Annotated in this window: 10 protein-coding genes; 2 read left to right on the forward strand and 8 right to left on the reverse strand. The window is 45.8% G+C overall.

The window, feature by feature from the left end; genetic code table 11:
- From ACVBJC_RS13995 to ACVBJC_RS14030, 8 genes are all read right to left on the reverse strand, one after another.
- Positions 1-713 (reverse strand): hypothetical protein (locus ACVBJC_RS13995; protein WP_447161469.1); only part of this gene is annotated, 713 nt, incomplete at its 3' end.
- A 14-nt stretch (positions 714-727) separates the two neighbouring features.
- On the reverse strand, positions 728-2,053 hold the full coding sequence (locus ACVBJC_RS14000) for an HlyD family type I secretion periplasmic adaptor subunit (protein WP_447161470.1): 1,326 nt from the start codon (positions 2,051-2,053) through the stop codon (positions 728-730).
- Positions 2,046-4,163, reverse strand: a complete 2,118-nt coding sequence (locus ACVBJC_RS14005) for a peptidase domain-containing ABC transporter (RefSeq protein WP_447161471.1) — start codon at positions 4,161-4,163, stop codon at positions 2,046-2,048. Before ACVBJC_RS14005 ends, ACVBJC_RS14000 begins: the two co-directional genes overlap by 8 nt.
- 2 nt (positions 4,164-4,165) lie before the next feature.
- Positions 4,166-5,824, reverse strand: coding sequence for an ABC transporter transmembrane domain-containing protein (locus tag ACVBJC_RS14010; RefSeq protein ID WP_447161472.1), 1,659 nt, complete (start codon positions 5,822-5,824; stop codon positions 4,166-4,168).
- A gap of 300 nt (positions 5,825-6,124) precedes the next feature.
- Positions 6,125-7,522, reverse strand: coding sequence for a tetrathionate reductase family octaheme c-type cytochrome (locus tag ACVBJC_RS14015; protein WP_447161473.1), 1,398 nt, complete (start codon positions 7,520-7,522; stop codon positions 6,125-6,127).
- A 49-nt stretch (positions 7,523-7,571) separates the two neighbouring features.
- Positions 7,572-9,284: a DUF3373 domain-containing protein gene (locus ACVBJC_RS14020; protein WP_447161474.1), complete on the reverse strand. Its 1,713-nt coding sequence runs from the start codon at positions 9,282-9,284 to the stop codon at positions 7,572-7,574.
- A 180-nt stretch (positions 9,285-9,464) separates the two neighbouring features.
- A complete protein-coding gene (locus ACVBJC_RS14025; RefSeq protein WP_447161475.1) occupies positions 9,465-9,794 on the reverse strand; it encodes a c-type cytochrome in 330 nt (109 codons plus the stop codon).
- A 395-nt stretch (positions 9,795-10,189) separates the two neighbouring features.
- A complete protein-coding gene (locus tag ACVBJC_RS14030; protein ID WP_447161476.1) occupies positions 10,190-10,909 on the reverse strand; it encodes an SDR family oxidoreductase in 720 nt (239 codons plus the stop codon).
- A 146-nt stretch (positions 10,910-11,055) separates the two neighbouring features.
- Between ACVBJC_RS14030 and ACVBJC_RS14035 the strand changes: the two genes are divergently transcribed.
- Together ACVBJC_RS14035 and ACVBJC_RS14040 are read left to right on the forward strand one after the other, a co-directional pair.
- Complete coding sequence (locus tag ACVBJC_RS14035; protein WP_447161477.1) at positions 11,056-11,970, forward strand: LysR family transcriptional regulator; 915 nt, start codon at positions 11,056-11,058, stop codon at positions 11,968-11,970.
- Positions 11,971-12,178: 208 nt separating this feature from the next.
- Entirely contained in the window at positions 12,179-13,372 is a 1,194-nt protein-coding gene (locus tag ACVBJC_RS14040; protein WP_447161478.1) for a conjugal transfer protein TraF, read from the forward strand.
- Positions 13,373-13,381 lie beyond the last annotated feature (9 nt).

A 13,381-nucleotide genomic window follows, 5' to 3' on the forward strand; every position in this document is an offset into this window, starting at 1 on the left:
CCAGTGCCAGTGCCAGTGCCAGTGCCAGTGCCAGTGCCAGTGCCAGTGCCAGTGCCAGTGCCAGTGCCAGTGCCAGTGCCAGTCTCGGTAGTTGTTAAAGTGGGTTTATTTTGCAGGGTGCTGACTTGCTGAGCATTAGTATCAGTTGTCATCGCTACCGTAAAATGAGGCTGATTATGCTCATTTGCGCTAAAGGTCAGCGGTTGTGCAATCGTGCTTAACTCGGGGCTTTTATCTGAAGTGGCATGAAAATGTGCTCCGGCTCTGAAACCTGAAGTTTGGATAGCGCTATGCGGACGTGTTCCTGTTGCTTGTTGAGCTTGGCTATCTTGTGATGCTGGAGGGGTAACTTGCTCGTCTTTACTGGGCTGGATAGCTGATGCTTGAGCTTGTACATTGTCATTATTTGAACGTGTGGATGCTAGAGGATCTTCGCTTGCGGTGGCTGCCTTGTTTGAGGGGCTAGTGTCTACATCTGCTATGGGAGTGGCGGCGCTCCAAGATTTATCGGCAACGAGATCTTTATTACCAATGCTTGTCGCTTTCTCGGTATCTCGAAGCTCTTTTGCTTTTAAGCGAGCAACATCTTTGTCGAGTTGTTTGGCTTTTAACTTCGATTTTTGATCGCGTTTTTTTTGCTGCGCGTGTTCGCTATCGGTGGCGTTATTAGGTGTTTTAGAGGCTGATGTGTGCTTATTCTCGTCATGACTCATTATTTACATCCTCTTTATCGCTCACCAAAAGCTTCGGTTACGTTAGTAAATACAGGCTTCCATAGATATTGAAATACCGTTTTGTCTCCAGTGACGATGTCTGCTTCACCAGTCATGCCAGGGATTAGATCAAACTGACCCGGTTTATCGGAAAAATAGGGTTTATCGATGGCAATTTGCACCTTGTAAAATACGCCGCCTTTTTCATCGGCATCGGTGCTCGGAGATATCCGTTTGACTATGCCATCAAGGGCGCCGTAGCGACTGTAGTCAAAGGCATCAATTTTGATCCGTACAGGTTGACCAACACGAACGAAGCCGATATCTCGCGGAGAGAGTTTAGCTTCCATTAAGCCGGTTTTGGTCATAGGTACAATTACGGCAACCGTTCCACCTGGTTGGATAACACTGCCAGATGACGTGGAGGGGATGGATTGAATAATGCCATCGACGGGGGCGGTCATGGTATTTTCAGAGACCAGAGACCCAGATGATTTTAAGCGGGCAATAATACCCAGCAGTTCAGCCTGAGCATCGGTACGTTTTTCCCCAACTTCTTTGAGCAAGGTTGCTTGTTTCTGTTTCAGCTGTTGCTCTAAATTGAGCAAGTTTTTGGCCAGCACTTGTTGCTTACTTTCCATGCTTTTTAGCTCACGGATATAGGCATCAAGCTTTTGCTGCGACTCTAAAATACGTAGTTTAGAAACAGCTTGCACTTCGGTGACCGATTGCATCATCTTAAGTGTCTGCTCTGCGGTTTTAATCTGATCGCTTAACGGTGGAATTTCTGCTTGTAAGCCGTCAATTTCAGCTTGGGATTTAGCAATGTCTGACTCAGAAAGCCTTGCTACAGCAGTGCGCTCCTCATTCATACGCTTAAGTGAGGCGGTATGTAGCTTGACCAGTTGTGGGTACTCAATGGCAAACTCAGTAAAGTCGGCGTCACGCTTATCGATAAAGGCATCGTAACGTTCAATTTTGAGTAGTAAATTAGCGCGTTTACTGGCGAGCTCCTCCTCTGCCGATTGACTGTCAATCGAGACAAAGGTGGCAAGTATATCGCCCTCTTTAACGACATCGCCTTCTTCGACTTCAACAGAAGCAATGGTGCCTCCTGTACGGCTTTGAATAACCTGTCTATGTCCTAGCGGTACCACTTGGCCTTTGGACTTAGAGATCTCTTCAACATGGGTAAAAATAGACCACAGCAGCATGATCAGGATAGAGCCTGTGATAAGCAAAATAATACGCTTGATCAGCTTTCGCTCCGCTGGCGCCTCAATCGCATCGGTAAACTCGTGCTCAGGCCAGACTCGATTTGCTAGTTGTCGATTATCCATTAGAGAGGTTCTCCTGAGATGACGCAGCTGGTGGTTGCTGAGGTGCTTGTTCTGGAATGGGGCCGGCGTAAACCACAGCACCTTTATCTAAAATTACGACTTTGTCGGCTTGCTGGATCAACTCTTGGTCATGACTGGTAAATAGCACCGTTGCCTGTCCTTTAAGTTCACTAAAGGTTTTGAGGAGTTGCGCCTTAGCTATAGGGTTACGGTTAGCAATGGGTTCGTCTAGTACGATAAATCTGGACTGCTTAAGTAAGGCGCGAGCCAGACTAATATAGCTACCTTCAACAGCAGAGAGAAGCGTGTGACCGCGATTAAATAGGTTGATGTTTAAGTCATTTCCAAGTGCATTGAGCAGTGAGTTTGCTCCTGCGTCTTTTAAGGCTTTAGTCAGCTCCGCATCTGTCGCTTCAGGTTTTGCTATGCGCAGGTTCTCGGCTAAGGTGCCAGGAAATAGGTCCGGTTCTGCAGGACAAAAAGCGGCCCACTGTCTAAAAGCTTCAGGATCATATTGCTTAAGATTCTTACTGTTGACTGTGACATAGCCAGCTTGGGCTTCAACAACACCGATCGCCGCCAATAGCATTGAGGTTTTACCGCAAGCATTTGGACCGATAATCGCAACGTTTTCTCCAGGCTCAATATCGACGGTAACACCGGCTAGGGATGGCTCTAAGTCTGCAGAATAGCGTAACGTTACATGTTGAAAGCTGATGCCGGGTGCTTGATGTGTATCGGGTGTATCGAGCCTAAGCTCGTTTTGTTCAGTGCTTGCTTGCATAAAACGATCAAACTGAGTAATTGCAGAGCCCATCATGGTGATTTTTTGGCTGGAGGAAAAAGCCAGTTGAGCCGGCCCCGTGATCCGCCAAATCAGCATGACGCAAGCGATGAGTGCTCCCGGACTGATGCTCTGGTTTAACACCAAGAAAATCCCTGTAAATACGGTGACTAACGCAGTAAGCAGGCTCATTGCATGAGCGACGGCGGCATTAAGGCCATTGCGTTTTGCGTATAAAAAGTTTTGTCGACAGTTCTCTTTGCATTGACGAGCAAATTTAGTATTCCAGCCGTCAGTTTCTCCACTGGTTTTTAATTGTAATAGGTTCTTTGCTAGCTCATTAATCGAGTTTTGATAATCACCACTAATCGTCGGTGAAGCCGATTGTGCATATCTATTAACAGCTTTCATTACGAGGTAAAAAAGCAATAGCATCACAATGGGGACGATGACTAACCAACCACTTAGTAGGGCGATGGTCACAAAGGCGATGAGGGTAAATGGCAGATCGACCAAGCCTGCGCCGCCGGGACCGGCTAACAAAGTTCGTACTTTTTCAGCGTTGCGCATTCTTGCCATATGATTGGAGATCCCCACTCGAGAGAGCACCATCAAAGGCATGCTGAGTAGTCGTCTAAAGGTCAGATCGGAAAGATCTCTGGCGAAACGGTTGCTGGTGGTGGCTAATACATTGGCGCGAGTTAATCGGCTGGCGACTAATATTCCCAATGCGAGCGCTGCGCCGAGTGCAATGCTGGGGAGTACATTGGGAGCTTGCCCACCAATGACTTTATCGTAAACCGCCATGGTAAACAGGGGAACAGCCAGGCCTGTCAGGCTTGAAAGCAAACTAAGCCAAAATACTGGACGATACCATTTAGCCCTTTTGCTCATGTGCGCGGCAAAGGCGCGAATATTTTGTTTACTGCTTGGCAGGTATTCGATAACAAACAGGTGTGCAGGTTTGGGGATGGCACTTTCTTGAATGCTTTGCCATTGATCTGTAGCGATATCGAAAGCTTCAAATAGCTCGTCACGGCGGCGAGCAATAAAGGCGGGCTCAGTTTCGGGTACCACAATAAATGGATGGATCGATTGAGCGATGGCTTGCTGGTGTAACTTGTACACTGAAAAGCCGATATGGTGCTTCTTGAGTAAGCCTGCTAACTGAGAGGTATCAATATCTTGGAACGTTTGGTCATTGATTAAGTTGGTCGCTTGAGCAAAAAGTCCAAGCTGTTGAAATAAACTGATGAGTATGGGTTTTAGCTCTGGCATGTCAGGCTGCTTTTCAGAATGAACACTTACGGGATCTGTCGTCATCATATTCATCCTTGTGCCGGTGATGTTGTTGGCAGTATTTCACACTCGCCATTTGCGCTGACATTGACCCGCAAATCACTTTGACTGTTAAGGGTGTCAAAGTGAGAGGCGCACAATATGGTCATCTTGCCTTGGTACTGTTTAAGTACTGTCAGCAAGCGCACCTGTGAGTCGGTATCTAATGAGATCAATGGCTCATCGAGTAATAAAATAGAAGGTGACTGCACTAACGCCCTTACCAATGCAATGAGCTTAATCGCCCCCTTATTAAGCATTTGACTGTCATTCACGCCGACTTCGGTTTGGTAACCTGCGGGGAGTTTCGCGATACTCACCGTCAAACCTAAAGCTTCGGCTATCTCCATCGCTCTTGATTCTCGCTCCGGTCTAAACATGGTCATATTTTCTAGTAGGCTGCCCGCAAAAAGAGTGGGCCAGGGGGATACATAGGTGACTGATTGGCGATATTCGTTGGCGTTATGCTCTAGCTGTGCAATGCCTGCGATATAAATTGTTCCTTGCTCTAAATGGTGAAATGCGCCAACAACACTCAATAATAAACTGGCGTGGGTTAGTGGATCTGATGTGATAGTCACTAAGCTACCCGAAGGAATATTCAGGTTAAAGTTCGCGAGTTTTGCGCCTACTTGGTGACTTGCTGCAGCTTCAAAGGTAATCGGCCCAAGGGGGAGTTTTTGATGATACTGAGTGTGACCGTTAAAGGATTCTAGAGGTAGCTTGGCTAAATCATCGACATGAGACATGGCTGTTTTAGCTGATACGAGTCGAGATCGTAAACTGATGATTGCGCTAAGAGGAGCGATTGCGCGTCCAGCTAAAATTGAACAAGCGGCTAGGCCACCAGTCGTTAAATCTCCATCTAGCACTTCCAAGCAACCAATCAGTACGATTAATAAGGTCGTACCTTGGGATGCGCCTTGAATAAGTTCTTGTAGCTTGGATGAAAGCCAGTCGACCTGTTGTTGCAGTGCAAGACGGCGGTAATTGATCTCATTGTACGTTGTCGATAGTCGCGTCTCCATTGCTAAGGCTTTTGCCGTGGTTAACCCCGACAATACCAATATCAGCATACGAGAGCGTTCATTATCTGTTAGCGCTAACGCTTCAGTGACTCGGGTTAATTTTTGGCCTATCACTAGCACCAAGGCCCCAATAAGCGCCCAAACGATAATGGGAATAAACACGAGTGGGCCACCTATATAGGCGACGAGTGCTAAAAAGATCAGGACAAATGGAAAATCCATCAAGGCAACTAAGGCTTGGCCTGAATAGAGTTCACGAATGGCAGCAATGCTTGCCAGTCCATTAGAAACCTTACCCGCTCCGAGATTTTCCACATGATGGTAATCAGAACGCATCAGGGCGCTAACAAGGTTAGTGGTCGTTTTGAGCTCAAAGTTAGCCGCGGATGACGCCAACATCCAGCTACGAGCATAGCGTAGTAGTAACTCCAGCAAGATAGCGACTGCAACGGCAGAGACCAGCACACTTGCGGTGCCGTAGCCTTGATTCGGTAAAATACGGTCGTAGATTTGCAGCATGGTAAAGGGGAGGGCAAGTGAGAGCAAATTGATGAAGATTGAGGAAAGAAACAGTTCGGCCCAAGCCCGATTACTGTTTATTAAGCTTAAGTTTTTTCTCATTTGCTGACCTCATCCTAGACGGAGTAAAACAGTGTTTAAATGATAGCCCATAAATGGGTGTTTACAGTAACTTAACTTAAATTTAACGGCATGGATATAGTCAAAAAGAAGCATTAGAAGAGTTTTCTTTATGGGTGCACAAGGGGGAGAGGCGGTTAACTAAAAGGCATAATGAAAAAGAGTCAGCCAGCGGATGTCGATAATGCTGGCTGACGAATCACCTTACTACTGGAGTCTCTGCAAGGTCAGTTGGCAGGATTATGGGTCGTTATTACTGATGATTATCCGTTGCTGTTAATGTTATTTTGCGTGTTTTTGGTCTGCTTTCACTTTCATCGGATCTCCGTCATAGCCTAAGGCTTGCCAATCGAGTCTGCCTTGTTTGCTATGACAATCCTTACACTTGAGGGCATCCTCCTTAGGTGAAACCATATGGTTGATTGGCCACCACATCTCTGTGGCAGCAAAATCATATTCACCACTGTACTTAAGTCCTTTTTCGGCCATAGTTTGATTTTGCGCCATGCCCAGTTGAGCAGCTTTATCCCAGTCAAAAGTTTTCCAGTAGCCATCTTTACCAAAGACTTTTGGGGTGATGAAGATATTTAACTTCTTGTCGTAGATCTGTTTACCCGTATGTACTTTAAAAGGTGCGATTTTGGCTTTAGGATCCTTGATGTTGCCTAAAGGATGAGTCAGCTTAGTGACAGCGTTAGGCTGTATTTTATCGCCAGCCATATAAGCATCGGCTTTACCGTTATACCAGGCGTATTGAGGTATAACATTCTTAGCCCATACGAAGTCACCTTTCTTTTTCATGTAGTTGTGCTTGCCATATTCATCTCGGGTTTGTTCCCGGTCAGAGCCCGCGGTTGACCAGTCCCAACTCATTTTTGTTGGTTCGTTTTTAGCAAATTCAGGAATATGACAGGTTTGGCAGGCAACCGCTTGACTGTGCTCATTAAGCTTGCTGTTTTCATGGGGCGTACTCTCGTGACAGTTTACGCAGCCGATTGGGTTATTACCTCCAGGTGAGACGCCCATGGCATTACCTGTTATTTGGTGATTGAGCGTGGCGTGACAGTCTTGGCACTGAAAGTCATTACCGTCAGTATCCATATGCACATCGGTACGTATGTCTGGGTAAGACATAGAAGAATCAAGATCGCCGTGTTTGACGCCATCGCCCCCGCCACCATAGAAGTGGCAGGTTCCGCAGTTGTCTCGCACAGGTGTTCCTACATTTTGCGCCACCCGTTCAAGGTTGACTTTCTTTGAGACTTCACCCGCGCCAGCAGGGTCTTTGACGTAGGTGCCGGTGGTGTCGTGGCAGATAAGACAGTCGACCTTGGTCATATCGGTAAAGTCGAAGTTATTGTCTTTCCAGCCGTAACCCGCATGACAGCTTGTGCAGCGGGGCTCGTTACTGGAGATCGCAACACAGAAATTATTAATGGTATTTTTCTTGCCACGCTTTACGCTGCGCCCAGGAAGAGACTGCTCTAGTTCCCAGGTCCAGTGTGATGATTTCATAAAGTCTGCGGCATGATCTTCATGACATTCTATGCACTGAGTTGTAACGTCTGAACCCGTTGCAAATGGCCCTTGGATAAACTCACTATGGTCTTGGGCTGCCCAGGTGCTAGTGCAGTGTAGGAGCATAGTGAGCAGGCTGAGTGTGATAGCTATGGTTTTCATGACGAATCTCCATCCCCTCGGTAATTAGCCGAGGGGGAATCCATTTTTGTTAGAAGTTGACGGTGAGAGAGGCGTTAACATCAAAGGCGGTGTCGACGACGGGTAACATTGAGTAAGCCGTGCCTGCGATAACCTCATCGATATCTTGAGGTGCTCCTACAGGCGTGCCGCTACCCGTATATTCAAAGTCATAGTAGAGACCTGCAAGCTTGATAAACATACGTGGATTGATATCAAACATGTAATAGGCTTCGCCGACATGGCCACGAGTCGCTAGCTTACTGCCGATAGGGTCGTCTTGCGCTTGCGTGAATGGGGTCCAGTATTTAGACCCATAGTTATATTCGAGACCAAATTTTCCGTATGGGGCAGGGATCTGAATACCGACATAGGCACCGTAACCCTCTTTTGGACCACTGTCGTCAGCGGCACTTGGCATCATGATGATCTCAGTGCCATCGGCGTTAAGCTGAGCTTCAAAAACGGCATCACTTAACATGCCACCGAACATGCCTGCGTTGCCGTTACCATCAGCGCGTGTCCAACCACCAGAGATAAACCATTTCACGTCATTATCTTCTTCACGTGCAAAGCCGATCCCACCTAAGAACATATCGCCAATAACACCGCTGGGCTGTACTCGAGTTTCAAAGTTAAAGTTGCTGAACTTCTGCATATCTTGATACATAGTTGGCGCAAAAATGCCCGCTAGCTGAGTCGGGAAGGCCATGGTGCCTTTAAAGCCATCATTGACATCTTTGGCGCCAAAGAGGGTGAATTGAAGAAAGTTTTTGCCATCATTTATCGCATCAATATTAAAGCCACCTAAGTGAGTATCTTTGGTGACGATATCGCCAAACATTTCGCCATTACCCCACTGGGATTCAAAGCCTTGGCCATAACAGATACGCACAACTTGGCCATCGACTCCGGTCAATTCTCCGAGCTTGTATCCTAATGTGGCACCATCGAAGTTAAAGTTGACTAAGTGACCTGATGGCGTTCCGCCTCGTTGCTCATTTTCACGATATTGGGTTGGGGGGCCATAGGTTGAAGGCCGACGTCCAATGGAGAGATAGAATGGTGAACCGTTGATGTTCTTCCAGTCGAAATAAGCGCGCTCGACTCTTAGCCAGTCGCCACTGGTGTTACCGCTGCTGGTGCCATCCATGGTAAATGAGCGCCAAGAATCGAATACTTGCACTCCGGTAGAGTCGCCCCAGTTTTTATACATAGAGAGCCGGCCCGCAAAACTGACGTTGTCCCAGACTTTGGCTTTTAAATTGAGGCGTAACCTTGTGGTGTAAAAAATATCGTTATCGATATCTTGAGTGGTTTTTTGAGCTAAAACATAAGGCATGATCCCCTGAAGCTGACCACTTTGGAATGCCGCCGCTAAATTCGGATCTGCTGCCATCATCTTGCCTAAAGGTGAGCTTGGATCATTTGGCATGCCAAATACGCCGGACATCGCTTTGGCACCAAAGTCACTAAAATTGACCTTTATTGCAGGGTTCCAGGTCACGTTTTGATAGTGAAGTGAGTGAGCTTTGGTACGAAAGTCGCCAGTGATCAAAATTCTGTCGAGGGCGGAGTGGCGCTCATTGTTATCGACGCGATCATTGAGATCGTCAATCTCGCTGGTGATGTCCTCTAGCTGTTGCTTTAGATCTGAAATTTTTTGAGCGTCGTTTTCATTGGCATATACACTGCCAGATAAGGCGATAGCATTGGCAACGAGTAGTGATATAAGGGTACGCATAACATCTCTCCTTTCGAGGTTTGACTTATCTTGCTGTTGTCTTGTCTCGATTGATGTTGAGGGGCAACCTGGACTTGGCTGATTTTTGGCAGCACGAGGCCCTGAGGCTTTCCCCATTTTTAATTTATCTGTTGGTTACTCTGAGAATCTAAGAATGGTGGTAAGTCGGCTTACCGCGTCTTAGCCACAGGTTTGCGGTTGATCTGAGTCAGCCGCATGGTCATAAAGGAACTGTTGAATATCTTTTAAGTCCTTTTCAGATAGCGCATTAAAGGCTTCTTGATCACCTTTGTGCTTCATACGTTTAAAGAAGCGATCCCACTGGCTCATGGTTTTTGTCATTGGAGTGATCTCTCCCCCCACATCACCTTTGCTATGGCAGGCTTTACACTCTTTTTTATAAAGGTGCTTACCCTTTTTAGGGTTACCGCCGTCTGCAGCCTGGGCTTGAAGCCCCAAAGACAGCGCAAGGGCAAGGCCTATTCCGATTTTTGAGATTGTTTTCATCATCAATTCCTTACTTTTTTATAGGTTTGATGCCGTCCTTCGCGTGGTTAATCAAATGCTTTAAAAATGCTTTCGTGTTGTTACTAAATTTAGCAGGTGTTGTTGGGTTAAATATTGAGCTTGATCATATTCATGATAAAAATCTAATTGATAAAAATATCATTGAATAAAATCTAATGGAGGTTGATGTATGTGCGCTTGCTGTTGTTTTTAAAGGGTTTTGTGGTTTTGGGTGTGATTTTGATTATCTGTTTTTGTCTTGCGGAGTGTTTTTGGTGCGAGGTCTGTGTCACGTTTTTGGGTTTTAGCTATCCCTAAAGTGATAACTAGGTTGACTTGCTGTTAATAAAAAGCCCTAGCAGAAAGACTGGAAGGGCATTAACTTGTGTGAGGGAAGATTAAGGCTGTTGACGCGTAGGTGCTAATACGATTTCACGCACACATACATTTTGTGGTTGCTCGAAGGCGAACACGGCTGCATCAGCAACCGCTGTTGGCTCAATCACTCCGCCCATGAACTCTTTCCACTCGTTGTAACCCGCTTTGATCTCTTCGCTGGTGGTGTGGCTTAATAATTCGGTTTCAACTGCCCCAGGCGCAATCGTCACCATACGCACATCATCTAAGGCGACTTCTTCACGGATATTTTCTGTGAGTGCATGTACAGCAAACTTAGTGGCACAGTATGCCGCATGGTTGGGGAATGTTTTGCGGCCTGCTATTGAGCTCACGTTGATGATGGTGCCTGTTTTGCGCGCTTTCATATCGGCAAGAACCGCGTGAATACCATTGAGTACACCCATCACGTTGATGTTAAGCATACGACTCCATTCGGCTGGATCTTGAACATCCGCTGCGCCCAGTAGCATGACTCCAGCGTTATTGATTAAGCAACCTACAGGGCCAAACTTGGCTTCGGCTGCAGCAATAGCGCTTTTCATTGCATCTGCATCAGTTACGTCAACACTGACGCATAAGCTATTATCAAGTGCCAGAGCTTGCATAGGTTCAATGCGGCGTGCCAGTAAAAGTAACGGGTGACCCTTAGCACTAAAGGCTCTAGCCATTGCCGCACCAATACCAGAAGATGCACCTGTAATAACGATTAATTGTTTCATATCAGCCTCAATAAGGGGGTAGGATCTCGATTGATGATTATTTTATATAAACCAATATTGTTGATATATAATCTATAGAGAATATGATTGTTTACATATGACTTCTAATGCTCGTCAAAATACCGAGATAAAATGGATTGCCGTTCATGTATCAAGACCTAAATTTAGCAGATGTTCGCGCCTTTACCGTGATTGCAGAGAAAGGCAGTTTTACCCTTGCGGCTGAAAAGCTAGGTTGCTCTCGTTCTCACCTTTCAAAGCAGTTAACGCAATTAGAACGCTACCTGGGAGTGACCCTAATTACTCGCACAACAAGGGCGCAGCGATTAACAGAGCAGGGCAGCTTTTTTTATGAGCGCTGCCAACATGCCTTAGATGTTATGGAGCAAGCCGTCGCCAAGACGGTTGATAACGCCCATAACTTGCAGGGAAAAATCAATATTAACTGCGTTGGTGGTTATATCGGTGAAGAGATCGTCAACCAACTGGTGAACGACTTTATGAGCCAACATCCGAACATTCAAATCCATCTTGATTTTAGTAGCCAGCGAGTAGACTTAGTGCTTGATGAGTTTGATTTGGTCTTCAGAATGGGAGAGCTTGAAGACTCAGGCTTGGTGGCGAGAAAGTTGATGGACATTGCCAATTGTACACTGGCATCGCCGGCTTATATTGCTAAGCGCGGTCGTCCTCTGCATCCAAAAGAGTTGAAGAGCCATGCCTGTATTACCGGGTCGGTATACCACTGGAATTATCACTCTCGTAGCGATAAAAACCAAAAGGCAGAGGTCACGATTGCTGGCACTTTCTTATGTAAAAATGGCCGCGTGATGAAAAGTAGTGCGTTGGCAGGAAATGGTATTGTCAGATTACCTGAAATTTACTGTAGCACGGAGTTAGATAGCGGTGAATTAGTGCATGTATTTGAAGATTGGACCATATCGGATACACCGCTTTATCTGCTTTATAACAAAGATCAGTTTCAACCAGCTCGATTAAGGCAGTTTATTGATTTCACTACACAGCACTTTATGGAATATGTGGCGTTGCCAAAAAATTGAATTGAAATAAGGTTGAGCCCCCTTTAATCGGTTTGTTACTGATGATTGGGGTGGCAAACATTTTGCTATATAAATGTTTATTTAAAGTTAAATTTATCATCCATTTTAGTCGATTTTGTCTTAGAATATCTTAAGAACAAAAATAACCTTTTTTCGATTTGAGTCGTATTGCTGCTTAGAGCGTTAAGGACATTAAAAGGTGGAATGGATGAACCTAAAGAAAATAGCACTAGCTTGTGCCTTGTTACATTGCTTTTCAGCCCATGCAGGGCAAGAATATTATGAGGCTCGAAGCGATGCTATGGGGGGAGCGGGCGTTGCAGCTTCAAATAAAGAGGGGGCGGCTTTTGTTAATCCTGCCTTACTCGCGATTAATGCGCATAAAGACAATTCTGCAGTACTGCTGATGCCTGTTCTTGGAATCGATATGGCTGATAGCGATGACATGATAGATAAGTTTGATTCGCTGATTGACTCATACGATGGCTTAGCTGATGCGATTGATACTGGCAATAGTGGTGATATTAATCAATTTCGTGATGATTTAGTAGCTGATTTAGAGTCGTTAAAGGGCACTTCAGCCTATGCGAGTGCAGGGCTTGGTTTCAGCGTGGCCATTCCACATCAAAGAATGCCGATGGCAATCTTCTATAAGACTTATGTCAACGCCGTCGGCGTTGCTAATATCGCGCAGTCAGATATCAATACCCTCAATAATTTAGATCCTAATAATCCACCACAAATTTCTGATTTAGACTCTCAAGGGCAAGTAGTAGGCGGCGCAGTATCAGATTTAGGTATTGCATTGAGTTTTCCACTTTCTATCGTCAATATGCCGATTGCAGTGGGTATATCGCCAAAGTTTCAGCGCGTTGACACCTATAACTATATTGCCAATGCGAATAACTTTGATGCCAGTGATTTTGACGACGTTAAGTACCGTAATGATGAGACTAACTTTAACCTCGATATCGGTGTCGCCTTGCAACCATTTGAAGGGCTGACGCTAGGTCTGTCGGGGAGAAACTTGATTAGCCAGGATGTGGATACCATAGAAGTTGAAGGGCAAAAGTTTACCTACCGCGTAGAGCCCTTAGTAACCGCTGGAGTGGTTTATGACTGGGGTATTTTATCGGTAACCACAGATATCGATCTGATTGAAAATAAGAAGTTTAAAGAGCTCGATGGTACTCAATATTGGCGCTTAGGGGGGGAAGTTAGAGCCTTTGATTGGATGTCGCTACGAGTGGGTTATCGCCATGATATGAAAGACTCTACAGCTAATCTCTATTCATTGGGTTCAGGCTTTGCCTTCGGTGATTCGTTTTTCTTAGACTTCACCGGTATGTTTGGTGATGACAATGCGGTAGGAGGCGTGCTGCAAACCTCCTACCATTTCTAACGAGTAACG

The sequence above is a fragment of the Shewanella sp. 0m-6 genome (assembly GCF_052977325.1).

What these genes read in the sequence shown, in the direction of transcription:
- ACVBJC_RS14000 (WP_447161470.1), bottom strand. Translation starts at nt 2,053, where the DNA reads ATGGATAATCGACAACTAGCAAATCGAGTCTGGCCTGAGCACGAGTTT.
- ACVBJC_RS14005 (WP_447161471.1), bottom strand. Translation starts at nt 4,163, where the DNA reads ATGATGACGACAGATCCCGTAAGTGTTCATTCTGAAAAGCAGCCTGAC.
- ACVBJC_RS14010 (WP_447161472.1), bottom strand. Translation starts at nt 5,824, where the DNA reads ATGAGAAAAAACTTAAGCTTAATAAACAGTAATCGGGCTTGGGCCGAA.
- ACVBJC_RS14015 (WP_447161473.1), bottom strand. Translation starts at nt 7,522, where the DNA reads ATGAAAACCATAGCTATCACACTCAGCCTGCTCACTATGCTCCTACAC.
- ACVBJC_RS14020 (WP_447161474.1), bottom strand. Translation starts at nt 9,284, where the DNA reads ATGCGTACCCTTATATCACTACTCGTTGCCAATGCTATCGCCTTATCT.
- ACVBJC_RS14025 (WP_447161475.1), bottom strand. Translation starts at nt 9,794, where the DNA reads ATGATGAAAACAATCTCAAAAATCGGAATAGGCCTTGCCCTTGCGCTG.
- ACVBJC_RS14030 (WP_447161476.1), bottom strand. Translation starts at nt 10,909, where the DNA reads ATGAAACAATTAATCGTTATTACAGGTGCATCTTCTGGTATTGGTGCG.
- ACVBJC_RS14035 (WP_447161477.1), top strand. Translation starts at nt 11,056, where the DNA reads ATGTATCAAGACCTAAATTTAGCAGATGTTCGCGCCTTTACCGTGATT.
- ACVBJC_RS14040 (WP_447161478.1), top strand. Translation starts at nt 12,179, where the DNA reads ATGAACCTAAAGAAAATAGCACTAGCTTGTGCCTTGTTACATTGCTTT.